At 70.3% G+C, this 24,150-nt stretch carries 22 protein-coding genes and 1 pseudogene; 7 read left to right on the forward strand and 16 right to left on the reverse strand.

Features of this window, described 5'->3' with window-relative positions; all coding sequences use genetic code 11:
* Window positions 1–440, reverse strand: a pseudogene (locus tag Q0568_RS11270) (DNA-directed RNA polymerase subunit beta); the annotation flags it as partial.
* 235 nt (window positions 441–675) lie between these two features.
* On the opposite strand from Q0568_RS11270, the gene Q0568_RS11275 reads away from it, so the two are divergent.
* From Q0568_RS11275 to Q0568_RS11285, 3 genes are all read left to right on the forward strand, one after another.
* The gene (locus Q0568_RS11275) at window positions 676–1,545 is read left to right on the forward strand and encodes a spermidine synthase (protein WP_298866469.1); all 870 of its coding nucleotides are present in this window, start codon (window positions 676–678) and stop codon (window positions 1,543–1,545) included.
* A gap of 67 nt (window positions 1,546–1,612) precedes the next feature.
* Window positions 1,613–2,143 carry a hypothetical protein gene (locus tag Q0568_RS11280; RefSeq protein ID WP_298866471.1) on the forward strand — a complete coding sequence of 177 codons (531 nt, stop codon included), beginning with the start codon at window positions 1,613–1,615 and terminating at the stop codon, window positions 2,141–2,143.
* 34 nt (window positions 2,144–2,177) lie between these two features.
* A complete protein-coding gene (locus Q0568_RS11285) occupies window positions 2,178–2,666 on the forward strand; it encodes a SprT-like domain-containing protein (protein ID WP_298866473.1) in 489 nt (162 codons plus the stop codon).
* Window positions 2,667–2,689: 23 nt separating this feature from the next.
* On the opposite strand, the gene Q0568_RS11290 is transcribed toward Q0568_RS11285, so the two are convergent.
* From Q0568_RS11290 to Q0568_RS11330, 9 genes are all read right to left on the reverse strand, one after another.
* A complete protein-coding gene (locus Q0568_RS11290) occupies window positions 2,690–3,064 on the reverse strand; it encodes a DUF3054 domain-containing protein (RefSeq protein ID WP_298866475.1) in 375 nt (124 codons plus the stop codon).
* Window positions 3,065–3,120: 56 nt separating this feature from the next.
* Window positions 3,121–3,783 (reverse strand): 2-phosphosulfolactate phosphatase, encoded by a 663-nt coding sequence (locus tag Q0568_RS11295; RefSeq protein ID WP_298866477.1) that lies wholly within the window; start codon window positions 3,781–3,783, stop codon window positions 3,121–3,123.
* Window positions 3,784–3,914: 131 nt separating this feature from the next.
* The gene (locus tag Q0568_RS11300; protein ID WP_298866479.1) at window positions 3,915–5,384 is read right to left on the reverse strand and encodes an ABC transporter permease; all 1,470 of its coding nucleotides are present in this window, start codon (window positions 5,382–5,384) and stop codon (window positions 3,915–3,917) included.
* The gene (locus Q0568_RS11305; RefSeq protein WP_298866481.1) at window positions 5,381–6,142 is read right to left on the reverse strand and encodes an ABC transporter ATP-binding protein; all 762 of its coding nucleotides are present in this window, start codon (window positions 6,140–6,142) and stop codon (window positions 5,381–5,383) included. Before Q0568_RS11305 ends, Q0568_RS11300 begins: the two co-directional genes overlap by 4 nt.
* An 85-nt stretch (window positions 6,143–6,227) precedes the next feature.
* A complete protein-coding gene (locus Q0568_RS11310) occupies window positions 6,228–6,863 on the reverse strand; it encodes a response regulator transcription factor (protein WP_298866483.1) in 636 nt (211 codons plus the stop codon).
* 89 nt (window positions 6,864–6,952) lie between these two features.
* The gene (locus tag Q0568_RS11315; RefSeq protein ID WP_298866485.1) at window positions 6,953–8,155 is read right to left on the reverse strand and encodes a histidine kinase; all 1,203 of its coding nucleotides are present in this window, start codon (window positions 8,153–8,155) and stop codon (window positions 6,953–6,955) included.
* A 159-nt stretch (window positions 8,156–8,314) separates the two neighbouring features.
* On the reverse strand, window positions 8,315–9,106 hold the full coding sequence (locus Q0568_RS11320; RefSeq protein ID WP_298866487.1) for a class I SAM-dependent methyltransferase: 792 nt from the start codon (window positions 9,104–9,106) through the stop codon (window positions 8,315–8,317).
* A gap of 16 nt (window positions 9,107–9,122) precedes the next feature.
* Complete coding sequence (locus tag Q0568_RS11325; protein WP_298866490.1) at window positions 9,123–10,238, reverse strand: AMP-binding protein; 1,116 nt, start codon at window positions 10,236–10,238, stop codon at window positions 9,123–9,125.
* Entirely contained in the window at window positions 10,238–11,149 is a 912-nt protein-coding gene (locus Q0568_RS11330) for a 1,4-dihydroxy-2-naphthoyl-CoA synthase (RefSeq protein WP_298866492.1), read from the reverse strand. The genes Q0568_RS11325 and Q0568_RS11330 overlap by 1 nt, the downstream gene beginning before the upstream one ends.
* Before the next feature lie 57 nt (window positions 11,150–11,206).
* Here Q0568_RS11330 and Q0568_RS11335 point away from each other — a divergent pair, with 57 nt between their 5' ends.
* Window positions 11,207–11,917 (forward strand): peptidylprolyl isomerase, encoded by a 711-nt coding sequence (locus Q0568_RS11335; protein ID WP_298866494.1) that lies wholly within the window; start codon window positions 11,207–11,209, stop codon window positions 11,915–11,917.
* Between the two features lie 62 nt (window positions 11,918–11,979).
* Entirely contained in the window at window positions 11,980–12,954 is a 975-nt protein-coding gene (locus Q0568_RS11340) for an o-succinylbenzoate synthase (RefSeq protein ID WP_298866496.1), read from the forward strand.
* 66 nt (window positions 12,955–13,020) lie between these two features.
* On the opposite strand, the gene Q0568_RS11345 is transcribed toward Q0568_RS11340, so the two are convergent.
* Complete coding sequence (locus Q0568_RS11345; protein ID WP_298866499.1) at window positions 13,021–13,653, reverse strand: TetR/AcrR family transcriptional regulator; 633 nt, start codon at window positions 13,651–13,653, stop codon at window positions 13,021–13,023.
* Between the two features lie 138 nt (window positions 13,654–13,791).
* On the opposite strand from Q0568_RS11345, the gene Q0568_RS11350 reads away from it, so the two are divergent.
* Entirely contained in the window at window positions 13,792–16,752 is a 2,961-nt protein-coding gene (locus Q0568_RS11350; protein ID WP_298866501.1) for an efflux RND transporter permease subunit, read from the forward strand.
* Window positions 16,749–18,812 (forward strand): YhgE/Pip domain-containing protein, encoded by a 2,064-nt coding sequence (locus tag Q0568_RS11355; protein WP_298866503.1) that lies wholly within the window; start codon window positions 16,749–16,751, stop codon window positions 18,810–18,812. Before Q0568_RS11350 ends, Q0568_RS11355 begins: the two co-directional genes overlap by 4 nt.
* A 371-nt stretch (window positions 18,813–19,183) precedes the next feature.
* Here the strand turns inward: Q0568_RS11355 and ccsB are convergent, their stop codons facing one another.
* The 5 genes from ccsB to Q0568_RS11380 are packed head-to-tail and all read right to left on the reverse strand — an operon-like array spanning window position 19,184 to window position 23,969.
* Complete coding sequence (gene ccsB, locus Q0568_RS11360) at window positions 19,184–20,161, reverse strand: c-type cytochrome biogenesis protein CcsB (protein ID WP_298866505.1); 978 nt, start codon at window positions 20,159–20,161, stop codon at window positions 19,184–19,186.
* A 1-nt stretch (window position 20,162) separates the two neighbouring features.
* A complete protein-coding gene (locus Q0568_RS11365) occupies window positions 20,163–21,854 on the reverse strand; it encodes a cytochrome c biogenesis protein ResB (protein ID WP_298866507.1) in 1,692 nt (563 codons plus the stop codon).
* Between the two features lie 34 nt (window positions 21,855–21,888).
* A complete protein-coding gene (locus Q0568_RS11370; protein WP_298866509.1) occupies window positions 21,889–22,677 on the reverse strand; it encodes a cytochrome c biogenesis protein CcdA in 789 nt (262 codons plus the stop codon).
* Window positions 22,674–23,294 carry a TlpA disulfide reductase family protein gene (locus Q0568_RS11375; RefSeq protein WP_298866511.1) on the reverse strand — a complete coding sequence of 207 codons (621 nt, stop codon included), beginning with the start codon at window positions 23,292–23,294 and terminating at the stop codon, window positions 22,674–22,676. The genes Q0568_RS11370 and Q0568_RS11375 overlap by 4 nt, the downstream gene beginning before the upstream one ends.
* A gap of 51 nt (window positions 23,295–23,345) precedes the next feature.
* Window positions 23,346–23,969 (reverse strand): histidine phosphatase family protein, encoded by a 624-nt coding sequence (locus tag Q0568_RS11380; RefSeq protein ID WP_298866513.1) that lies wholly within the window; start codon window positions 23,967–23,969, stop codon window positions 23,346–23,348.
* Window positions 23,970–24,150 lie beyond the last annotated feature (181 nt).

Consider the following 24,150-nt stretch of genomic DNA (forward strand, 5'->3'; position numbering starts at 1 on the left):
AGCGGGAAGTCGCCCATGAAGACCGTCTGGGTCTTGATCTCACCGGTGAGGTGGTTCATGAACTCGGCCTCGACGTACAGCGGGGCGGCGTACGTCTTGCCGCGCTCCTTGCACTCGTCGATCGAGTACTTCTCGGGCTCGAGGTACGGGTTCGTGAACGAGAGCTGCATGGTCTCGCCCAGGTCCTCGATGGGGGAGATCTCCTCGAAGATCTCACCGAGGCCGGAGACCTGCGGGACGTCGTTGCGTCCGGCCTTCTTGGCCTCGGCCGCACGGGCCTTCCAGCTGTCGTTGCCGACGAGCCAGCCGAACGACTCGGTCTGGATTGCCAGCAGATCAGGGACAGCCAACGTGTCGGAGATCTTGGCGAACGAGAGGCGGGAGACTCCGCGGCCGTTCTTCTTGGTGGTGGATGTGGATGCGTTGCGAGCAGCAGCCAAGGGAGTAACCTCCGTGAGCCCGGGCAGGGGCTGGTAGTTTCCTAGACGTCGGTGGAGTGCGCACTCGAGACCTCGACGACTGCCGACCACCATATGAGGGCACGGAGATAGCGAGCGCAACTACCAACTATAGGCCCGATTCTGCGACATGGCAAGTATGATCCTTGACCAATCCGGAAAGCTGCGGTAAAAGCATCCGCATTCCCGGATCCGGATGCCGGATAGGCTCGTGCCCATGGGCAGAGCACGCGGGCGGGATGCCGAGAATCCGCGCATCCGGCTGCAGCACGGCGGCATCGCCGAGATCGCGCCCAGCGAGTTCACGAGCGGGTTCGAGCTGGTCGTCGACGGCACGCCGCAGTCCCACGTCGACCTCGACGACCCCCGGCATCTGCACTTCGAGTACGTCGTGCGGATGGGCGCGGTGATCGATCAGCTCGGCGCCACGGCATCCGCTCCTCTCAGCGCCGTGCACCTGGGCGCCGGCGCTCTGACCATCCCCCGCTACATCGCCGCGACCCGGCCGGGATCGCGGCAGCAGGTGATCGAGTGGGAGGCGCCGCTGGTCGAGCTGGTGCGCGAGCACCTGCCGTTGCCGAAGAACGCGGCCATCCGGATGCGGATCGGCGACGCCCGCGAGGGGCTGCGCCGACTGCCGCCCGCGCTGCGCGGTCACTGCGACCTGGTGGTCTCGGACGTGTTCTCGGGCGCGCAGACGCCGGCGCACCTGACCAGCGCGGAGTTCTACCGCGAGATCGCCGACCTGCTGGCTCCCGACGGCGTGCTGCTGGTGAACGTGGCCGACGGTCCGGGGCTGGCGTTCGCCCGCCGGCAGGTGGCGACGGCTGCCGCCGCGTTCGAGGATGTCGCGGTGCTGGCCGACACGCAGATCCTGAAGGGGCGCAGGTTCGGGAACCTCGTGCTGGCGGCATCAGCCTCGCCACTGCCGACGGAGTGGCTGCCGCGGATGCTGGCCGCGGGCCCGCATCCGGCGAAGATCGCCCAGGGCGACGAGGTGGCAGCCTTCGCCCGCGGCGCGCAGATCGTGACGGATGCCGACGCCACGGCCTCCCCGAAGCCGGATTCCTCGCTGTTCCTGAGGTGAGCCGGGCGTGCCTCGACGGGTTCTCGGAAGCGCGAGGCAGACTGGGACGACGCGGAGAGGAGCAGTCGTGAATGTGATCCAGGGTTATGACCCGGAGACTCTGCGCGAGATCGTCGACGAGCGGGAGTGCCGCATGCGGCTCGAGGAGATCGAGCACCAGCGCAGCCTGCCCCTGCTGATGGAGCGCGTGTTCCTGCTGAAGGTGCTCGACCGGCTCGACGAGGCGCTGGAAGCCGCCGAGGAGGCCGTGCGCCAGGCGCGCATGGCGGGCACGCGGAAGGACCTGCTGCGCGCCCGCGTGCTGCACGCGACGGTGCTGCAGAACCGTGGTGCGCACGAGGCTGCGGCCAAGGAGCTGCTGCACGTCGCCGACGAGGCGGAGGGACAGCGCTGGGCGGGCATCGCGGCGTTCGCGCACCAGCACCGCGGCCGCAACGCGTACGAGGCGCGGGAGTTCGCCGAGGCCAGGGAGAGCTTCAAGCGCTCGCTGTTCCTGCGCCGCGAGGCCGGCGCCGACGATGCCGAGCTGGAGAAGGCGCTGCGCGCCATCGAGGCCGCCGAGCGCCGCAGCACCGAGAACGTCGACGTCCTGATCTGATCCCGGTGTCGGCGGTCCGCCTTACGCTGATCTCATGGCCGATCTGAACCGCGTGCGCGTCTGGGCACAGGCGCTGATCGCCCTGCACCTCGACGAGTCGTGGACCTTCGATTTCGACCATGCCAAGCGCCGCGCGGGCCTGTGCGACTACCAGCGCAGGCGCATCACGGTCTCGCGCTATCTGGCGGCCCGGTTCGAGGACGACGAGATCCATCAGGTCCTGCTGCACGAGGTGGCGCACGCGCTGGCCGGGCACACCGCCGGCCACGGTGCCGTGTGGAAGCGCATCGCGCGCGACCTGGGCTACGTCGGCGGCACCACGCACCGCGGCGAGACCGCCACCGAGCTGGCGCCGTGGGTGGGGCGGTGCCCGTCGGGGCACACGACCTACCGGCACCGCAGGCCGTCACGCGAGACGTCGTGCGCGGTGTGCTCGCGCCGGTTCGACCGCCGCTACCTGTTCACCTGGACGCGCCGCGAGATCACCGCCGCCGACCGCCTGGCAGCGCAGCTCCCCCGCTGATCAGCAGCGGGATCCAGGCCGCCTCAGTCGGCTTCGCGGGGTCCGCGGTAGCGGCGCACCAGCAGCGCGATCAGGCGCCAGCCGAGCAGCAGCACTCCCACTACGAGCGTGGCGACGATGATGAACGGAGTCTCGGCCGTGTCGCCGGTGGCGAGGCGCAGCAGCATCCCGCCGGCCACCGTCACGACCCACGCGATCACCCCCCAGCCCAGCGACCACGGGCGCCGTGGGCGTGCGGGCACGAGCATCGCGAGCAGATGCCCGACGACGAGTCCGACGAGGAACGGCCAGGCCGTGACGAGGAAGCCCAGCGGGTCCTCACCGTGCGAGATGCGGCCGATGACCGCGAAGACCAGCACCAGGACGGCATCGACGATGAAGGCGGGGAGGAACCTCATCCTCCGACCCTATGCGCCGCCGCACCACGCACGGCGCGACGCGCGGATGCCCGAGATCAGGCGAAGCGCTCCAGCACGCCCTCGCGCAGCACGACGGCGGCATCCACGGCATCCGGCTCCGCGGCCTCCTCGGTGGTCGCCGGGCGGATGTCGGCGGCGACCATCCGGTCTGTCGACGGAACCCCGTCGGCGATCTCGCGACCGGAGCCGCTGGCCGCCAGCATGTGCCGGAGCGCCCGGCGCAGCGCGCGATAGCCCTCGGCGGCGACAGCCCCGTCCGGCGCGCAGTGGTCGACGCCCAGGTCGATGAGCGCTGAGACCACGGCGCCGACGCCGAGCTGGTCCTCCACGGCGAAGCGCAGATCGCCGGCGGGAGTCCGTTCGCCGGCGGCGATCACGGTGACCGAGGTTCGCGCGGCGCGGCGCTCCTGCAGCGTCATCACGGCGCGGGCGGTCGCAGCGGCGTTGCGGATGCCGCCCACCAGCACTACGGCGCCGGTCTCGGCCGCCGCGGTGACCACCGCAGCCCCGTTGGTCGACCAGTTCACGGCATCCGAGAGGTCGACCGTCCCGCCATCGGCGACGATGTTCGCCACGGTCGAGGAGAACCGCAGCACGTCCACCACCACGATGATGTCGGAGGCCTCGACGCGGGCGAGCCCCTCTGTCCCCCATTCGACACGGACCTGGTAATACGACTGATCGAACGGCGATGGCATCCCCTCAGCCTATGCCCGCACGCACATCCGACCCGCGCCGGCGCAGCGGTCCGGGCCGGATGGAAGACGCGGCCGGAGCGGCATCCGCAGCGACGAATTCCATCCGGCCCGGCACCGGCCTCGAGCGGCGGTCAGTCGGCGGCGAGCGCCTCGACGGGGGCGACGCGTGTCGCCAGGCGGGTGGGCGCGACGGCGGCGATCACGGTCAGCAGGGCGGTGGCCGCCACGATCACGACGACGGGGATCCACGGCACGGCCGGGAGGATGAAGCCGGCAGGCTGGAAGTCCGGCGGCATGGTCACCGCACCCAGCAGCGACTGCGCGGCCACCCAGCCGTACGCGGTCCCCAGCACGAGACCCGTCGCGGTGGCGGCGACCGTGATGTGCACGGCCTCCAGCAGCACCATGCGGCGCACCTGGCCGCCCGTCAGGCCGATGGCGCGCAGCAGCCCCAGTTCGCGGCGGCGCTGCACGACGCCGATGGTCAGCAGGTTCACCAGGCCCACGGCGGCGATCACGGCTGAGACGGCGACCAGCACCATCATCACGTTGGCGAAGGCGTCCATGGGCGCGAAGAACTCCGCCGGCACGTCGCCCCCGCTCAGCAGCAGCTTCTTGCACGACTCCAGCGCCACGGCGAACATCGTCACCAGGGCGACGCCCATCACCACGCCGATGGCCATCCGGCTTGAGCGTTCGGGATACCGCAGCGCGTTCTCGGCCGCCAGGCGGGCGGTGGCACTGCGCCCGAACATCCTGCCCACCAGACGCAGCACGAGCGGCATCACCAGGTCGGCGCCGGTGACGAGGCCGGTGAACGACAGCACGCCGCCGACGAAGGCCACGATCACGCCGTACGGTGCGATCAGGCCGATGACGACGCCGCCCGCCAGCAGTGCGACGCCCACGATCAGCAGCACCAGGGAGCCGATGTGCTTGCCGCGCAGCGAGGCGACCTCGTCGCGCGTGCGCTCGACCGAGCCGCCCAGCGCCTGCAGCGGGGTGACGGTCAGCACCCGGCGCGAGCCGATGTGTGCCGCCAGCCAGGTGGTCAGAGCCACGCCCACGGCGGGCAACAGGATGTACGGCTGTGCGAGCGAGAACGACTCGGGCGTGCGCTGCAGCAGCTGGGCGCCCACCAGCATCCCGAGCCAGGAGATCCCGAGTCCGATCGCGAGTCCCGTGGCGGCGCCGATGAGTCCCACGACGAAGCCCTGGCCGGTCACCTCGGCGCGCTGCGAGCGGGCGGAGGCCCCGATCAGCCGCATCAGCGCGATGCGACGTGTGCGACCGGCGATGATCGTGGCGAACGTGTTGGCCGTGACGACGGCGGCGACGTACATGGCGACGCCGGTCAGCAGGAACGACAGGATGGCCGTGACGATCGCCAGCGTGCCGCTGTCGCCGAGGAACGGATCGGACTGCAGCAGGGCGCCGATGTAGGCGGTGACCTCGACGAGGATCACCCCGAAGGCTGCGGCGAGGGCTGCGACCAGGATGCTGGCGCCCATCCCCCGCTCGCGCAGCCAGGCCAGCCGGTGTCCGGTCGCGCTGGTCTGCGGCACGACACTGTCGAGAGCGGCCGCGGCGAGGCCGGTCATGCCGCCACCTCCGCGGCCAGCATGTACGCGGCGATCTGCTCGGCGCTCTGCTGCGGGTGATCGGCGGTGATGCGCCCGTCACCGAGGAACAGCACGCGGTCGGCGTGGCTCGCGGCGATCGCGTCGTGCGTGACCATGGCGATCGACTGCCCGTGGTCGCGGCTGGCAGAGGCCAGCAGTTCCAGCACCTCGCGGCCGCTGCGGGAGTCCAGGTTGCCGGTGGGCTCGTCGGCGAAGACCAGGTCGGGCGCGGTGGCCAGGGCACGGGCGATGGCCACGCGCTGCTGCTGTCCGCCGGAGAGCTCGTGCGGGCGGTGGTTCAGACGGGATGCCAGGCCCAGCCGCTCGACGAGGCCGTCGATGCGGGCGCGTTCGATGGCCGACGGGCGGCGGCCGTCGAGTTCGAAGGGCAGCAGGATGTTGCCGATCGCGTCGAGCGTGGGCACGAGGTTGAACGCCTGGAAGATGAAGCCGACCCGGCGGCGCCGCAGCACGGTCATCTCCACATCGCTCAGCCCGGTGATCTCGGTGTCGCCGATCCACGCGCGCCCCTGGGTGGGAGCATCCAGGCCGGCCATGATGTGCATGAGCGTGGACTTGCCGGAGCCCGAGGGACCCATGATCGCGGTGAACTGGCCGCGACGGATGCCGACGCTGACGCCATCGAGGGCGCGCACACCGGCGTCGCCGGCGCCGTAGGACTTGCTGAGGTGCTGGACGCGGGCCGCGAGGCCGAGGTCCGAGGTCGTGATCTCCATGCCATCGACGCTATTTCCGGCATCCGCTCGGCCACATCGCCCGTGCGTCGCATCCTGCGTACATCCTCAGGATGATCCGGGCAGGTCAGTTCAGACCGTGCTCGAAGGCGAACACCACCAGCTGCACGCGATCGCGCAGGGCGAGCTTGGCGAGGATGCGGCTGATGTGCGTCTTCACGGTCGCCTCGGACAGGAACTCCCTGGTGGCGATCTCGGAGTTGGACAGGCCGCGCGCGGCCAGTGCGAAGATCTCCCGCTCGCGGTCAGTGAGGTCGCCGTACTGCGGCGGTACGGGTCTGGTCTCGGGGGCGAAGTGCGCGAACAGCTCGCGGGTGGCGGATGCCGCGATCACGCTCGACCCGGAATCCACGGTGCGGATGGCTGCCAGCAGGAACTCCGGCTCGGCATCCTTCAGCAGGAAGCCGCTGGCCCCCTGCTGGATGGCGCGCGCGGCGGCCTCGTCGAGATCGAAGGTCGTCAGCATGACGATGTGCGGCGGCTCGGGGTTCTTCAGCAGCTCGGCGGTGGCGGTCAGTCCGTCCATCACCGGCATGCGGATGTCCATCAGCACCACGTCGGGCTTGGTGCGGGTGACGACCTCCAGCGCCTCGCGGCCGTCGCCGGCCTCGCCCACCACGTCCATGTCGGGCTGCGATCCGACCAGCATCCGCACTCCTGCGCGGAACAGCGCCTGGTCGTCCACGAGCACGACCTTGATCATCCTGACCTCCCCCTTCTGACGCGGCGACCTTGCCGCACGTCCATCTTCCTCGCCCACGGAAGGCAGAACGCGCGTGATTACTTCGCGGGTCACGGCCGCGCGGCGGATGCCCCGATGGGCAGGACGGCGTGCACGATGAACCACGCACCCTCGGCGCCGGCGGTCAGCATGCCACCGGCCAGCTGGGCGCGCTCGCGCATGCCGACCAGGCCGTGCCCGCCACCGGCTCCCGCCTTCTCGGCTGCGATGCGGTTGCGCACCCGTATCTCGACGCGGTCGGGCAGCCAGGCCAGGTGCACGTCCACGTCGCCCTCACCGTGGCGCAGTGCGTTGGTGAGCGCCTCCTGCAGGATGCGGTAGACGGCGAGCTGGATGCCGGCGGGCGGCTCCCCCGGCGGCATCGGATCGACGGTGACGCGGGGCTCGACACCGGCCTGCCGCACGTGCGTGAACAGCGATTCGAGATCGGCGAGGGTCGGCTGCGGGCCGTCGCCCTGCCGATGACGCAGCTGGGTGAGCAGCATCCGCACGTCCGACAGCGCAGCCCGCGCCGTCTGCGCGATCGTGACCATGGCCTCTTCGGCCAGTTCGGGCTGCGCCTTCGCCGCGTAGCGTGCGCCGTCGGCCTGCGCGATGACGACGGCCAGCGAGTGCGCCACGATGTCATGCATGTCGCGGGCGATGCGCACGCGCTCGGCCTCTTCGGCGGCGGCGGCCTCGGCCTGCAGCTGCGCCTCGCGCGTCTGCCGGCCGTGTGCGATCACGCGCCAGAGCAGGCCCGCACCCCAGGCGATGACCAGGGCGAAGACGATGCTGGTGATGGCGAGCGCGGCGGTGACGCTCACGCTCCGGACGGTGCTGGCGATGCCCTGGCCCGACAGCGCGCCGAGCTGCTGCAGGGCGATGTAGACGCCGGCGATCACGCCTCCGCCCACGACCGAGCCGCCGCCCCACCACAGCACGCGCCGGCTGCCCCACGCGGAGGTCGCGAACAGCACGACGAAGATCGCCGCGTCGTAGAGCGCGGGCGAGAATCCGCAGGCCATCTGGAGGATCGCCGCCGCCCAGGCCGCACCCAGCGCGATGGCCGGGCTCAACCGGGCGATGGCAGCGGCACCCCACATGGCAGTCCCGACGATGGCCGTGGCCCCCAGCGCCAGCCACTCGGGCTGCAGCCACATACTCGTGCTGCCTGAGCTCATCATGAGCGAGACCGGCAGCGTGATCAGCAGTCCCAGCACGCTGCCGACGATGTCGAGCACCAGCCAGGCGCGGGGAACGGAGCGGATCACGCCTTCACGCTACGGGACGGGGCCACCGGCCGACATCCGCCTTCAGATGTATCCGGGCGGCGCGTTCATAACTCCGGAGATCCGGCGGTGATGCTCCGTGATCAACACGATTCGGGCAGTCTCGGCTCTGATTCTCCGGAGTCATGGCCACCGGAGTCCTCAGACCCGGCAGAGGATCTCGCCGTGCGGCACCAGGTACCAGCCGTCGCCGTCGGCCGCCCAGGCGCGCCACGCGTCGCTGATGCGCTGCAGATCGGCATCCGTCGCCATACCGGACGATGTCAGCTGGCGCGCCAGCGCGGACTCCACGATCCGGTCGGCCCACATCCCGCCCCACCAGGCGCGCTCGTCGGGGGTGGCGTAGCACCAGGTGGATGCCGTGGCCGTGATGTCCGTGAAGCCGGCGGCGCGGGCCCAGCCCAGCAGGCGTCGGCCGGCATCCGGTTCCCCGCCGTTGGCACGGGCGGCCCGGCGGTACAGGTCCAGCCACTCGTCCAGCTCGGGCAGCAGCGGGAACCAGATGAAACCCGCGTAGTCGGCGTCGCGGGCCGCGACCACGCCGCCCGGCCTGGTGACACGGCGCATCTCGCGCAGCGCCTGCACGGGATCGCCGACGTGCTGCAGCACCTGGTGCGCGTGCACGATGTCGAAGCTGTCGTCGGGGAAGGTCAGCGCGTGCACGTCCTGCACGGCGAAGTCGATGTTGGTCACGCCGCGCTTCGCCGCGAGACTGCGCGACAGATCGAGTGCGCCCTCGGAGACCTCGACGGCCGTGACATGGGCGACGCGGCTCGCGAAGTCGAGGGTGATGGTGCCGGGGCCTGCGCCGATGTCCAGCAGCGTGGTGTCGGGGGTGAGGCGCGCCTCTAGGTAGGCCGCGGAGTTCGCGATGGTGCGGTTGCTGTGCGAGCGCAGCACCGATGCGTGATGCCCGTGCGTGTAAGTCGCCATGCGCGCCAGCCTAGGGTCAGCGGAGCAGGCGGCGCAGGGCCTCGCGATCGGGTTTGCCCGATGCCAGGGTCGGCAGCTGTGAGAGAACATGGATGTGCGAGGGGCGGGCGGGCTTGCCGAGCTCTGCGGCGACTCGCTCGCGGACCGTCTCGAGCACGGCATCCGGGTTCTGCAGCTCTGTCGCGAAGACGACGGATGCCTCGCCCCAACGCTCATCGGTCGTCCCGATCACCACGGCCTGCGCCAGTCCCGGGATACCGCGGACGACCCGCTCCACGCGATCGAGCGACACGTTCACACCCCCGGAGACGATCACGTTGTCGATGCGGCCGTGCACGCTGACGACTCCGGCATCCGACACCGTTCCCGCGTCCCCGGTGCGGTACCAGACCACGCCGACGTCGTCCGGCACGAAGACCCTCTCGGTCAAGTCGGGGTCGCCGAGGTAGCCGGTCGCGAGCGTGGGACCCGCGATCCGCACCTCGCCGTCGATCTCGACCACGCGCACGCCGTCCAGCGGGATGCCGTCATAGACGCACCCGCCGGCGGTCTCGCTGGAGCCGTAGGTGCGCACAATGCTCGCCCCAGCCTCCAGGGCGCGCTCGCGCAGCGGTGCAGGCAGCGACTGCCCGCCGATGAGGATGGCGTCGTAGGCGGCGAGCGCCGTGCGGACGGCAGGCAACTCGGTGGAGGCGTCCAGCAGGGTGGACAGCTGCGCGGGGACCAGCGAGGTGAAGCGGATGCCGGCATCCAGCGCCGCAGTCGCATCCACGAAGGCCTGTGGACCGAAGTGCCCGTCCAGCATCACGGGTTCGTGCCCTGCGAGCAGCGAGCGCACGAGTACTTGAACGCCAGCCACATAACCCGCGGACAGCGGCAGCATCCACTGCCCATCTCCGACCCGCCGTGCGGTCGCCCGGGCACTGGCGGTCAGGGCATCCCCGCTCAGCACCACCCGCTTGGGGACGCCGCTCGACCCGGAGGTCGCGATGACCACCGCCGTGCTGTCCGGCACTTCGTCACCGGCATCCGGCGTGAACCCCAGCGCGATCGGCCGCCGGCCGTCCACCGCGGCGGGCAGCGCGTCGCGCACCGCCCGCGCGTCGGCGCCGTCGACCGGATGAAGTCTCATCAGAAGTGGTACGGGAACGGCGACCAGTCCGGATCGCGCTTCTGCAGGAACGCGTCACGGCCCTCCACGGCCTCGTCGGTGCCGTACGCCAGGCGCGTGGCCTCGCCGGCGAAGACCTGCTGGCCGACCATGCCGTCGTCGACGGCGTTGAAGGCGAACTTCAGCATCCGGATCGCGGTGGGCGACTTCGTCAGGATGGTGCGGGCCATGGCCAGCGCCTCCTTCTCCAGCTCGGCGTGCGGCACGACCCGGTTGACGGCGCCCATCTCGTAGGCGCGCTGCGCGGAATACTCCTCGGCGAGGAAGAACACCTCGCGCGCGAACTTCTGGCCCACCTGGCGTGCCATGTACGCGGAGCCGTAGCCGGCATCGAAGCTGCCGACGTCGGCATCCGTCTGCTTGAACTGGCCGTGCTCGGCGGAGGCGATGGTCAGGTCGCAGACCACGTGCAGGGAGTGCCCGCCGCCGGCCGCCCACCCCGGGACCACGGCGATGACCACCTTGGGCATGAAGCGGATCAGCCGCTGCACCTCGAGGATGTGCAGCCGCCCGGCGCGCGCCGGGTCGCCGACCTCCGTTGCCGAATCGCTGTACTTGTACCCGTCACGGCCGCGGATGCGCTGGTCGCCGCCGGAGCAGAACGCCCAGCCGCCGTCCTTCGGACTCGGGCCGTTGCCGGTCAGGAGCACGGCGCCGATGCGCGGGTCCTGCCGGGCGATGTCGAGGGCGCGGTACAGCTCATCGACGGTGTGGGGGCGGAACGCGTTGCGCACCTCGGGCCGGTCGAACGCGATGCGGGCGACGCCGCCGTCGCGGGACACATGCGCGGTGATGTCGGTGTAGTCCTCGGCGCCGGGCGCGAGCGCCCATTCGGTCGGGTCGAAGATGTCGGAGACGAAGTCGGCGGTCACGGCATCCAGCCTATTCCGGGGCGGGAGGGGCCGCGGCAGGTCGCGTACGATCATCGGGTGCGCAACTCCCTCACCGCTCCCTCCCGTGTCCGTCTGGCTCTGCTGGCGCTGAGCGCCGCGGCCGCACTCGCTCTCTCCGGGTGCGCCTCGACACCGGGTACCGGTGACTCTGCGGCCCCCGGCTCGTCTCCGGCTGCATCGCAGCCCGCGGCATCCGGCGCCTGCACGTACACGGCCGACGGGCGTCCCGCCGCGAAGAAGGTGACCGCGCCACCGGCCGACCCGACCGCGACCGGGCAGGTGCCCGTGACGATCTCGACCAGCGCCGGAGATCTGGCCGTGACTCTGGATGCGGATTCCGCGCCGTGCACGGTGGGCAGCTTCCTGTCGCTCGCGAAACAGGCCTACTTCGATGGCACGAACTGCCACCGCCTCACCACGCAGGGCATCTTCGTGCTGCAGTGCGGCGACCCGACCGGCACCGGCACGGGCGGTCCGGGCTACTCGTTCCCCGATGAGCTGAAGGGCACCGAGACGTACCCGGCGGGCACGCTGGCGATGGCCAACGCAGGTCCCGACACCAACGGCTCGCAGTTCTTCGTGGTCTACGCCGACACGCAGCTGCCGCCCTCGTACACGGTGTTCGGGCACCTCGATGCGGCCAGCACCCAGATCGTCGCCGGCATCGCAGCCGAGGGCACCGACAACGGTCAGCCCGACGGCAAGCCGAAGACGCCGGTGACGATCAAGGAGATCATCCAGGGCTGACAGCCCGATGCCGGCGGCGTCGGCCCGTGCGCAGCCGACGCCCGGCGCGGCATGATGGACGCATGACGCCGACGCTCGCCGAGATCACCACGACCGCGCGCGTGGTCGCCCTGCCGATGAACACCCGGTTCCGCGGGGTGGACGTGCGCGAAGCGCTGCTGTTCGAGGGACCGCAGGGCTGGGCGGATTTCTCGCCGTTCACCGAGTACGCGGATGCCGAGGCCTCGACCTGGCTGGCGGCTGCCATCGACTTCGCGTACGCCGAGCAGCCCGCGCCGCTGCGCGACCGCATCCCTGTGAACGCCACCGTCCCCGCCGTCGACGCTGCCCGCGTGCCCGAGGTGCTGGCCCGGTTCGACGGATGCCGCACGGCCAAGGTCAAGGTCGCCGAGCGCGGTCAGAGCGCGGCCGACGACATCGCCCGCGTGCGCGCGGTGCGCGAGATCATGGGTCCCGAGGGCCGCATCCGCATCGACGCCAACGGCGGCTGGAACGTCGACGAGGCCGAACGGGTCATCCATGCGCTCGCCGAGCTCGACCTGGAGTACGCCGAGCAGCCGTGCGCGACGGTCGACGAGCTCGCCGAGCTGCGCTACCGCGTCAAGCACACCGGCATCCTGATCGCCGCCGACGAGAGCATCCGCAAGGCCGCCGACCCGCTGGCCGTGGCGCAGGCGAAGGCAGCCGACCTCATCGTGATCAAGGCGCAGCCGCTGGGCGGCGCCCGGCGGGCGCTGCGGATCGTCGCCGAGACCGGGCTGCCTGCGGTGGTCTCCAGCGCGCTGGACACGGCCGTCGGGCTGTCGCAGGGGGCGGCGCTGGCGGCATCCCTTCCCGAACTCGACTTCGACTGCGGGCTGGGCACGGCCTCGCTGTTCGCCGACGACGTCGCCGAGGCGCGTCCGGTCGGAGGGTCGGTCTCGGCTGCGCGGGTGATTCCGGATGCCGCGGCGCTGGCGCGCCTGGAGGTCCCGGCCGACCGCCGGGACTGGTGGCTGGCACGGCTGGAGCGGTGCTTCGCGCTGCTGGGTGACTGAAGGCGACCCTTCACTTCGACTCGCTGACGCTCGCTCAGTACAAGCGACAGGCTCAGGGATCCAGTACTAGGTGCCTGAGGGCTGCGCCTTCAGCAGCTCCACCATGCGTCCAAGAGCCTGGCTTCCCGTGCGACGCAGCCGGTCCGTGCCGTCGCCGCTCATCACCCCGCGCACGGTCATGCCCTCCCAGACGATCATGAGCAGTCGCGCGGCCTCCTGCGCGTCGATCTTCAGCGCGAACTGCCCGGAGTCGACGATCTCCTGGATCAGCTCGGCGATCCCGCGCACCATCTCGTTCTCCTGCGCGAGGTAAGCCGTGCCGAAGGCAGGGTCGCGCAGCGCGCGGATGCGGATCTCGCTCATCATCATCACGCCCAGGCGGTCGTCGGGGCCGGCATCCATGATCTGCTGCACGAGCTCGACCGGGTCGCAGCCGTCGATCGCGCCGTCATCGACCAGAGCAGAGACCTGCTCGCGCACGACGCTCATCTTCGCCTCGCTGACCGAGGCCGCCAGTGTCAGGAACAGCTCGTCCTTGGACTCGAAGTTGGAGTAGAAGGCGCCGCGAGTGAAGCCCGCGCGCTCGCAGACCGCCTCGACGGTCGCGCCCTCCAGCCCGATCTCGGCGAATACCTGGGTCGCGGCCTCCAGCAGGCGCGCCCGCGTGTTCTCACGACTCCTCGTCGCCGGTGTCGACATCGTTCCTCCTGAAGCCCCACTCTGTCACGAGGCGGCCGCCGAATGTTCACACCCGGCGCACAGCATCCGCCCTCGCTCGCGACTTACGATACATGTACGTATTGAATACATCTTTGTATCGAACTGTGTGGAGGCCGAGTGTCCACTCTCCTGTCATCGCTGGGTCGCTGGTCGTTCCGGCATCCCTGGCGCGTGCTCATCAGCTGGCTGATCGTGCTGGGCATCGCAGGCTCAGGGGCGATCATGCTGGGCTCCGGCACGGACAACACGTTCTCCATTCCCGGCACCGAGTCGCAGGCCGGCCTCGAGCAGCTCGAGCGCACCTTCCCGCAGGTCAGCGGCACGAACGCGCAGTTCATCGTCGTCGCCGCGCCCGGGGACGACATCCGCGATGCCCCCTACAAGACCGACATCGAGAAGACCGTCAAGGACCTCGACGGACTGCCGGGCGTGCTGGCCGCCACCTCGCCGTACGACGAGAACATCACCGGGATGATCAACGCCGATCACACCGCCGCCATCGTGCGCCTGCAGTTCAAGGGGCAGTCCTCCGACGTGCCCGCGCAGGTGAAGGACGAGCTGAAGAAGACCGTCGACGAGCTCGGCACCGCACTGCCGAAGAGTTCGCAGGTCGCGCTCGGCGGCGACCTGTTCGCCATGAACATCCCCACCGTCACGCTGACCGAGGCCGTCGGCCTGGTGATCGCGCTGCTCGTGCTGGTCGTCACGTTCCGCTCCTTCGTCGTGGCCGGCCTGCCCTTGGCCACCGCGCTGCTGGGAGTGGGCATCTCGATGGCCGGCATCTTCGCCGCGACCGCGTTCGCGACGGTCTCCTCCACCACTCCGCTGCTGGCCCTGATGCTCGGGCTCGCGGTCGGCATCGACTACGCCCTGTTCATCGTCGCCAGGCACCAGGACCAGGTGCGCGCCGGCATCGATCCCGAGGAGTCCGCCGCGCGCTCGGTCGGCACCGCCGGCTCCGCCGTCGTGTTCGCCGGCATCACCGTGCTCATCGCGCTGATCGGCCTGGGCTTCGCCGGCATCCCGTTCCTGACGACCATGGGCATCGCCGCGGCTGTCGCCGTGGCCGTCGCCGTCATGATCGCCGTCACGCTCACGCCCGCACTGCTGGGCTTCGTGAAGGGACGCGTGGCGGGTCGAGCTGCGCACCGCGCGACAGGCCGGGCACGTCACGCGCGTCGCGCCATCTCCGCCGAAACCCCTCAGCAGCGCCGAAACCCCTCCGCAGCGACGTCGGCAGAGGGGGGGCTCGACAGCCATGAGGGGTCTCGGCGCAAGAAGGAGAAGGCCCTTCGACAGGCTCAGGGACCCACTTCCCAGCCGCGCCGCGGCTTCGCGCAGCGCTGGGTGGGCGGTGTCACCAAGCATCCTGTGCTCGTGACCGTCGCGGTCGTGCTGGGCCTCGGCGTCGTGGCCATCCCGGCGCTGAGCCTGAACCTCGCGCTGCCGAACGCCGGCGTGCTGCCGAAGGGCTCCGAGGCGCGCGTGAGCTACGACCTGACCGCGCAGGAGTTCGGGCCGGGCTTCAACGGACCGCTCATCCTCACCGGCACCATCGTCACGTCGAACGATCCGCTGAACCTCATGAAGGATCTCGGCGACGCGGTCGAGAAGCTGCCCGGCGTGAAGGAGGTGGCCCTGGCCACCCCGAACGAGACCGCCGACACCGGCATCGTGCAGATCATCCCCACCACGGCACCCGACGACCCTGCGACCGCCGACCTGGTGCGCGAACTGCGCTCCCACCATGACGAGTGGCAGAAGGAGTTCGGCATCGACCTGAAGGTCACCGGATTCACGGCCGTCGCCATCGACATCTCCGACCAGCTCGGCGCCGCGCTGCTGCCGTTCGGCATCTTCGTGATCGGCCTGTCGCTGATCCTGCTGGCCGTCGTGTTCCGCTCCATCTGGGTGCCGATCACGGCTGCCGCGGGCTATCTGCTCTCCATCGTGGCGGCGTTCGGCGTGGTGGGCGCGGTGTTCGAGTGGGGCTGGTTCGCCGATGCACTGCATGTGGCGCGCACCGGCCCGATCATCAGCTTCATGCCGATCATCCTGATGGGCGTGCTGTTCGGCCTGGCGATGGACTACCAGGTGTTCCTGGTCTCGCGCATGCGGGAGGACTATGTGCACGCCCCGCGCTCCGACCGGGCGACGGCGATCGAGGCCGTCCGCACCGGGTTCGCGGGTTCCGCTCGCGTGGTCACCGCCGCGGCTCTCATCATGTTCGCCGTGTTCGTGGCGTTCGTGCCCGAGGGCGACTCCTCGCTCAAGCCGATCGCACTGGGCCTGGCCGCCGGCATCGCGATCGACGCGTTCCTCGTGCGCATGACGCTGATCCCCGCCGTGATGGCCATCCTCGGCGATCGCGCCTGGCGCATCCCGCGCTGGATGGAGCGGATCCTCCCGCACGTCGACATCGAGGGCGAGGCCGTGGAGCGCGAGCGCAAGCTGGCCGAATGGCCGGGAGACGGCAGCATCCTGGCCGCCGACGACCTGTCCGTCGCCGAACTCTCCGGCGTGCACCTGCGACTGGCCCCCGGCGGATCGCTGATCGTCACCGGCGCCCCGTACCGCGCGCTGCGCGCGCTCTCGCTCACTCTCACAGGACGGGCGAAAGCGGATGCCGGGATGCTGCGCATCGACGGATACCTGCTCCCCGGCCGTGCGGCCTGGGTGCGCTCACGGGTCGGCATCGCGATGCTCGGCGAGGCGGATTCCTCCGCCCAGGTCGCCGAGGCGCTGCGCGGCCGCACGTCGCTGGTGATCCTCGACGGTGTCGACCGGCTCACCCCCGCCGACCGCGATCAGCTGGCCGCCCGCCTGCGGGATGCCGGTCCTGATGTCGCCGTGCTGGCCACCGCGACGGACGCTGCTGCCGCGCAGGCCCTTTTCGCGGACGCGCGCCGCACGCCGGCATCCGTCGTCGATCTGCGCACCCCGTCTCGCACTTCCGCCGACACCCCGACTTCTCGCCCAGACCCCGACCTGCGGACGCCCGCAGCACGGGGCGTCGACGACAGCACGGGGTCTCGGCGAACCGATTCCTCCTCCGACACGACCGAGGTGACCGCATGACTCTCCCCATCGAACGCGCGCGCTCGCGCCGACCCATCACCTGGCTGACCCTGATCGGCGTGCTGCTGCTGCCGGCGATCATCGGCGGCATCCTCGTCACGGCACTGCAGAACCCGACCGATCGACTCGAGTCCATGACCGCCGCGGTCGTGAACCTCGACAAGCCCGTCACCATCGACGGCCAGTACACGCCGCTCGGACGGCAGCTGGCGTCGGGCCTCGTGAAGGGCTCGGATGATGCGAAGTCCAACCTGACCTGGGTGATCTCCAACGAGAAGGATGCCGCGAAGGGTCTCGGTGACGGTACGTACCAGGCCGTCGTGACGATCCCGAAGTCGTTCTCGGCAGATGCCACCTCCGCGGGGGCCGCACTGCAGAAGGGCGGTGCGGATGCTCCCAAGCAGGCGAAGATCACCGTGACGACCCCGCCGGACGGGCGCGTCGCCGATGACCTGATCACGAACCAGATCGCCGCTGTCGCGGCATCCTCCACCGGATCGATGCTCAGCGAGGCGACGATCGGGAACGTGCTGGTCGGCTTCACGACCATCGGCGACCAGATCGGCACGGCCGCCGACGGCGCGGTCAAGCTCGCCGAAGGCGCGCGGTCTGCCGCCGACGGCGCTACGGCGCTTCCGGACGGGGCGACCAAGCTCGCCGACGGCGCGAACGGTCTGGCGGACGGCGCGAACAAGCTGGTCACCGGGGCCGCGCAGCTCTCCGGCGGTGCGGCATCGCTCGGATCCGGGCTCGACACCATCGCGTCCAAGGCCCGCGAGGCCGGCGCTGGGGCCACGCAGCTCGGACAGGGCCTCGACTCGGGCGCCGCGACGCTGGAGAAGAACGGTCTCGTGCCGGACCAGCTGTTCACCGGCGCCGACGGCGCAGCCGAGGCCACGGCCGGCGTCGCCAACGGAGTCGCACAGGTGAAGTCGGGTGTGGACGGTCTGATGCAGGCGTGCGGCATGGCCACGCCCGGCGCCGATCCTCTGCTCGACAAGGTCTGCGGAGGCCTGGCAGGCATGCAGCAGCAGCTGCCGGCGCTGAGCGACGGCGCGAACCTGGCCAGCCAGGCCGCGGCCGGAACCGCGGCGGGTCTGCACCAGTTCGACAAGGCCGCACCGGCCGAGATCGCCAAGCAGATGCGCACCGCGGGGGCTGCGGCGTCCCGGCTCGGCGGCGGACTCGGGCAGCTGGCAGCCGGCGTCGATCAGTCGGCCACGGGCGCCCGCGGCCTCTCCACGGGCGCGGCGCAGCTGGCGGACGGCGTCCGCGCGGTGGGCTCCGGCGCGACGCAGCTCGGCGACGGCGCAACCGCTCTCGCCGACGGCGCCGGTTCGCTCGCGACCGGCGTGGACTCCCTGGCCACCGGCACCAGCAGACTGGCCGACGGGCTGAAGACCGCCTCCACCTCGCTGCCGTCGTTCGACGAGCAGCAGTCCACGAAGCTCGCCTCCGTGATCGCCGACCCGGTGAAGGCTTCGGCATCCGACAGCATGTTCGGTCCGACCGCGATCCCCCTGCTGTCGGCAGTGGTGCTGTGGTTCGGGGCACTGGCGTCGTTCATCGCGCTGCGCGCCGTGCCCGGTGACGCGCTGACTTCACGGCGCTCGTCGTTCGGCATGGTGCTGCGCGGCTTCTGGCCCGCGGCGGCGCTCGGCGCGGGCCAGGGTCTGCTGGTCGCGCTGATCGTGCAGATCGTCGCCTCGTACGACGCCGCCACCTGGTGGGGCTTCGCCGGATTCGCCGTGCTGGCGGGCATCGCGTTCGCCGCGGTCAATCAGGCGCTGGTGGCCGTGCTCGGCGGGATCGGCCGCTGGGTCAGCGCCCTCGTGGGCGTGCTGGCCGTGGCCACAGGGCTGATCTCCACGATCCCCGGCTGGCTGGCGAGCCTCGGCGCCGCGATGCCCACGGCGCCCGCGCTGGGCGGCCTGATCATCCCCAACGGCTCAGCGTTCGCGGGACTGGTGGTGTGGGCGGTGCTCTCGCTGGGCGCCGCGACCCTGGCCGTCACGACCCGTCGCACGACCTCGACGAAGCGGGTGCTCGCCGCCGCCTGACCCTACCCGGGCACGGGATTTCCGCGGCAGTTCTCGCTCAGCCCCTCGCCCCGCGCGGCAGTTCTCGCTCAGCCCCTCGCCCCGCGCGGCAGTTCTCGCTCAGCCCCTCGCCCCGCGGACAGGATCGGATGCCGAGATATGCAGCGCTAACGGGATCTGCGGCGGAAGCAGGTGGGCCCCAGCTCGGGGCCGCCAAGACAGTCGCTGAGGCGGATCCTCTGCTTCGCGCGGCTGTTCTTGACTCCTGCGGCGCATATATCCGCAGCGCGCGCAGGAAACTACGGCGCGAACAGAAGTGCCGGACGCGAAACCAGAAGCCCTGTCAGCTCCGGCCCCGAAGTGAGCCGCGCCAGCTCCGCTGGTGCCTCAGCTCAGCTCAGGCCGGAGTATGAGTGCAGGCCCTTGAAGAACACGTTCACGACGGTGAAGTTGAACAGCACCGAGGCGAAGCCCGTGATGTTCAGCCACGCCGACGGGGTGCCGCGCCAACCGCGGGTGGCGCGAGCGTGGATGTAGCCGGCGTAGAGCACCCAGATGATGAACGTCCAGGTCTCCTTCACGTCGAAGCCCCAGTACCGACCCCAGGCGTCCTGCGCCCAGATGGAGCCGGCGATGAGGGTGAACGTCCAGAAGATGAAGCCGACGACGGCGAAGCGGTAGGCGAGGTTCTCCAGGCGCACGGTGTTCGGCAGGGTCCGCAGGAAGGCCGGACCGGCGTTCTCCACGCCCTCGGCGATGCGGCGCTCGCGTCGCGACTGCAGCAGCTGCATGACCGACAGGGCGAAGGCCAGAGCGAGGATGCCGACGGCCAGCGACGCCACGAACACGTGGATGACCAGCCAGGCCGACTTCAGCGGGTCGACCAGCGGCGTGACGATCACGTAGAAGTTCGATGCCGCAGCGCCCAGCAGCACGACCACCAGACCGGAGATGAACGTGCCCAGGTAGCGCAGGTCGATCCTGGTGAGCGTGACGAGGAACACGAGCACGATCAGCAGCGTGCCGGTCATGGCGAACTCGTACAGGTTCGCCCAGGGCACACGGCCCGCGGCCAGCCCTCGCGTGATGTCGGCCGTCAGATGGAACAGCCAGCCCAGCACCATCAGCGACGTGCCGATACGGGCCATCACGAAGCGCTGCTTGACGGGCTCGCCCTTGTCGTCGAGGGCGGGGGCGCCGTCGACCGGGGCCGGTGCCACCGTGCCGTCGGACATCACCAGCATCCGCTCCTCGGCTTTCACCGTCGACGAACGGCGCGCCAGGTCGAACGCGTAGGCGATGAAGGCGCCGGCGTAGATGGCGATGGCCGTCCACAGCGTCAGGATCGAGATGGAATCCAGATCGGGCATGTCATGCTCCCTTCACGGGGTGCCGCGAGGCGGCCGCATCGAGCAGCCGCTCGTGCCCGCGGACGAGGTCGTCCACGGCAGCGGCCAGGGTGGGATCCTCGCCACGCGCGAGGCCAGCGTACTCCAGGTGGACGGCTCCGTCATCGGATGCCGTGGCCTTGACCCACATCCGGCGACGGGGCACGAACAGCGCCAGCCCGAGCCCGGCCAGCGCCAGCAGCGCGAAGCCGAGCACCCAGATGGCCGAGTCGTCGTGGTTGATCTGCAGCGACACGTAGCGCTTGACCGACTGGGAGAAGTCCTTGGCGCCCTGGGGCGCCTCGTTGTCGAAGGTCACCGTGCCCAGTCCGTCGGGAAGATCGGCGGTCTCGCCCGGCTGCAACTGGATGGACTTGACGTCGGTGCCGCGCCCGTTGAGCTTGGTCATGCCGTTGGTGTCCAGCTGGTACACCGAGACCGGCTTGCCGCTGTCGATGCCGAGGTCGCCCTCGTACACGTCCAGCGTCAGCAGCGGGATGTTCAGGCCGCCGTGCGCAGAGGTGAACGCGCCCGAGTCGAGCTTGACAGCGGTCGGGTAGAAGAAGCCGATCAGGCCCAGCTGCTCCGGCATCCCATCCGAGATCTTCACCACGCCCAGCGAAGTCATGTTGGCGTCCTGCGGAAGGAACTCGACCGGCTGGCTGAAGACCTTCTCGCCCGCCTTGTTGCGCACCGTGATGGTGGGGGCGTAGCCGTTGCCGAGCAGGTAGATCTTGTCGCCGCCGATGCTCAGCGGGTGGTTGACCTCGACAGCGCCCTTGGTGGTCGTGCCGTCAGGTTCGCGCACGGACAGGTGGGCCTTGAAGTTCCCGGCCTGGCCCGCACCGGGCTTGCCGAAGCCCTGGTAGGTGACGTCGAACCTGTTCAGCGTCATGGCGTACGGCTCGAACGCGCCGTCGGAGACGAAGCGACCCTGGTTGATGGAGTTGTAGTCGATGAGCACGTTCACGAACGTCTGCCCCTCGACGATGACCTTCTGGCCGGTGTAGGCGTAGCCGCCGCCCACGCCGACCGTGATGAGGATGCCGACCAGCGCGATGTGGAAGACCAGGTTGCCGGTCTCGCGCCAGTAACCGCGCTCGGCCGACACCGACCAGACCCTGCCGCGGTCGTAGCGGGCCACGCGATAGCCGAGCGCCTTGAGCTGCTTCTCGGCCACATCGATGGCGCTGGCAGCATCCGTCGCCTCGCGCGTGACGGACCGGTGGTCCTCCAGCCGCGCCAGCCGTGCCGGAGTGCGCGGCGGCAGCGCGCGCAGCGCCTTGGCGTGGTGCTTGATGCGCGGGATGATGCAGCCGATCAGCGAGATGAACAGCAGCAGGTAGATGGCCGAGAACCACGGCGAGGAGTAGACGTCGAAGAGGCGGAGCTTGTCGAGCACCGGGAACAGGTCCGGGTTGTCGGCCTTGTACTTCACCACGCCGTTAGGGTCGGCGGAGCGCTGCGGGAAGACGGACCCCGGGATGGCCGCGATGGCCAGGAACAGCAGCAGGATCAGCGCGACGCGCATGGAGGTCAGCTGCCGCCAGCCCCAGCGCAACCACCCGATCAGGCCGAGCTTCGGCTGCGTGATCGAGTCGTCGACCGGCGCGGAATCGATGTGGTCGGCCGGGCGCAGCGGATCGGATGCCGCCGACGAGCCGTCCTGGGGCATCCGCTGTTTCGTTCCGGAGCCCTTGCCGCTGCCCTCAGAGGGGGAGGATGACACTGCTCATCACCGCCCCGATGCTCGACATGATCTGAGTCCACAGGCCCGCCACCATCAGCACGCCAAGAAGGATGAGGAGCGCGCCGCCGATGATGTTGACGGTGCGGATGTGGCGTCGCATGAACGCGGTCGCCGAGGTCGCCCAGCCGAAGCCCATCGCGACCAGCAGGAACGGGATGCCGAGGCCCAGCGAGTACGCCACGCCCAGCAGACCTGCACGCCAGGGATCGCCGAGAGTCCAGCCGACGCTGATGATGGCTCCGAGCGTGGGGCCGGTGCACGGCGCCCACCCGATCGCGAGCGTGATGCCCAGGAGGGGCGCGCCGATCAGACCCGTCGTGGAGTTGACCTGCATCTTGAACTGCCGCTGCGCGAAGCCGAAGAAGCCCAGGAACACCAGGCCCATCGCGATGACGACCACGCCCAGGATGCGGGTGATCAGATCGCCCCACTGCAGGAAGAAGACGGATGCTGCACCGCCGACGATCGTGTACGCGACGAACACGATCGTGAAGCCCAGGATGAACAGCAGCACGCCCAGCAGCATCCGGCGTCGCTGGGTCCCGGCCTGAGTCTTCACCCGGGTCGCTGAGCCCGTCGCTGCGTCGCCCCGCCCCGTCGAGACACCGGCCGCTCCCCCGATGAATCCCAGGTACCCCGGCACGAGCGGCAGGATGCACGGAGAGAGGAACGAGACGAGGCCGGCGAGCATCGCCAGCGGGATGGCCAGCCACAGCGCGCCGGCGCCGATGACGGCATCCGGATTCACGCCTTCTCCTTGAGCGCGTCCTCGATGAGCGTCGACAGGATGGAGACGCCGTCGATGGGGCCGATGATGCGCGCGGCCACGCGCCCCTGCCGATCGAGCACGAGGGTGGTGGGCGGCGCCTGGATGGGCACGACCTTGGCGAAGGCCAGCTTGGCCTGCCCGGAATCGGCGTCCATCAGGCTCGGGTAGGTTACGCCGTACTTCTCGGCGAACGCCTGGGCGGTGGCGGCCTGGTCGTAGATGTTCACGCCCATGAAGACCACATCGTCGGCCTTGTGCTTCTGGTAGGTGGCCTCGAGGTCCTTCGCCTCCACGCGGCACGGGCCGCACGTGGCGTACCAGAAGTTGACGACCGCGACCTGGCCCTTGATGGACGAGCTGTCGAACTTCTCGCCGGCAGCCGTGGTGCCGCCGAAGTCGACCGGCGCCTTGCGCTTGTCGGCGGGGATCTCCACGACCCGGAAGTCCTTGGTGGTGTACGCCTTCTGATCGCCGTTGAGATAGGCCTCGGTGGCCGAGTCGGGAGCGCATGCGCTCAGGCCGATGGCGAGGGCTCCGGCGAGCGCCGCAGCGCCGAAGCGCAGCACGTCGCGTCGGGAGGGCACGGGCGAGGACACGCTGGGAATCGTACGCGGGAATCCTATGAGTGCTCTGGAATGCCCACCCTCTCAGACGGCGCCGACGTCGATTCCGGATGCCGCAGGCTCGGCGTAGGCGACCTCGCGCCACACGTCGCCGACGCGCTCGAAGCTCGTCACGCTGGACAGCGCGCAGCGACGGGTGCGGGGGTCGTGCTGCAGGCGGATGCCGGCGACCGCCAGGTGCGTGATCCAGATCGGCGCCTGGTGCGAGACCAGCACCACGTCTCCTTCGTCCACGGCATCCCACGCGTCGTTCATGGCGGCCAGCATCCGATCCGCGATGGACCGGTACGGCTCCCCCCAGCTGGGCACCGAGGGGCGGCGCAGCTGCCACCAGTTCATCGGGTTGCGCAGCGCACGCGACATCCGCTTGCCCTCGAACACGTTCGTGGGCTCGATGATGCGCTCCTCGGTCGCGGGAGTCAGCTCGAACAGCTCGGCGAAGGGCACCGCCGACTCCTGGGTGCGCTGCAGAGGCGAGCACCGCAGCAGTGCGACCGGCCGGTCGAGTCCCTTGACGTGCTCGGCCGCTGCGCGGGCCATGGCGTGCCCTGCCTCACTGAGGTGGTAGCCCGGGAGTCGCCCGTACAGCACGTGCTTCGGGTTGAAGACCTCGCCGTGGCGGACGAGGTGAAGACGGGATGCCGGCATGCCCTCACCGTATCGCGGCTGCCGAGAACCGGAGGATCGCCCAGAACCGGACGATCAACGCCGTTTCCGTCCGGATCCCGGCAGTCCTCCGGTTCTCAGCAGACGCACTCCGCGCCGACCAGAGCGGATGCTGGGCCCCGCGACGCCCCACGTAGACTGGAGCGGTCCATATTCCCCGATC

The organism is uncultured Microbacterium sp. (assembly GCF_937927635.1).
In the GTDB taxonomy this organism is placed as follows: Bacteria; Actinomycetota; Actinomycetes; order Actinomycetales; family Microbacteriaceae; genus Microbacterium.

Excerpts from the sequence above, each read along its gene's own strand:
- Q0568_RS11275 (WP_298866469.1), top strand. The coding sequence starts at position 676 with ATGGGCAGAGCACGCGGGCGGGATGCCGAGAATCCGCGCATCCGGCTG.
- Q0568_RS11285 (WP_298866473.1), top strand. The coding sequence starts at position 2,178 with ATGGCCGATCTGAACCGCGTGCGCGTCTGGGCACAGGCGCTGATCGCC.
- Q0568_RS11290 (WP_298866475.1), bottom strand. The coding sequence starts at position 3,064 with ATGAGGTTCCTCCCCGCCTTCATCGTCGATGCCGTCCTGGTGCTGGTC.
- Q0568_RS11295 (WP_298866477.1), bottom strand. The coding sequence starts at position 3,783 with ATGCCATCGCCGTTCGATCAGTCGTATTACCAGGTCCGTGTCGAATGG.
- Q0568_RS11300 (WP_298866479.1), bottom strand. The coding sequence starts at position 5,384 with ATGACCGGCCTCGCCGCGGCCGCTCTCGACAGTGTCGTGCCGCAGACC.
- Q0568_RS11305 (WP_298866481.1), bottom strand. The coding sequence starts at position 6,142 with ATGGAGATCACGACCTCGGACCTCGGCCTCGCGGCCCGCGTCCAGCAC.
- Q0568_RS11310 (WP_298866483.1), bottom strand. The coding sequence starts at position 6,863 with ATGATCAAGGTCGTGCTCGTGGACGACCAGGCGCTGTTCCGCGCAGGA.
- Q0568_RS11320 (WP_298866487.1), bottom strand. The coding sequence starts at position 9,106 with ATGGCGACTTACACGCACGGGCATCACGCATCGGTGCTGCGCTCGCAC.
- Q0568_RS11325 (WP_298866490.1), bottom strand. The coding sequence starts at position 10,238 with ATGAGACTTCATCCGGTCGACGGCGCCGACGCGCGGGCGGTGCGCGAC.
- Q0568_RS11340 (WP_298866496.1), top strand. The coding sequence starts at position 11,980 with ATGACGCCGACGCTCGCCGAGATCACCACGACCGCGCGCGTGGTCGCC.
- Q0568_RS11345 (WP_298866499.1), bottom strand. The coding sequence starts at position 13,653 with ATGTCGACACCGGCGACGAGGAGTCGTGAGAACACGCGGGCGCGCCTG.
- Q0568_RS11355 (WP_298866503.1), top strand. The coding sequence starts at position 16,749 with ATGACTCTCCCCATCGAACGCGCGCGCTCGCGCCGACCCATCACCTGG.
- ccsB (WP_298866505.1), bottom strand. The coding sequence starts at position 20,161 with ATGCCCGATCTGGATTCCATCTCGATCCTGACGCTGTGGACGGCCATC.
- Q0568_RS11365 (WP_298866507.1), bottom strand. The coding sequence starts at position 21,854 with ATGCCCCAGGACGGCTCGTCGGCGGCATCCGATCCGCTGCGCCCGGCC.
- Q0568_RS11380 (WP_298866513.1), bottom strand. The coding sequence starts at position 23,969 with ATGCCGGCATCCCGTCTTCACCTCGTCCGCCACGGCGAGGTCTTCAAC.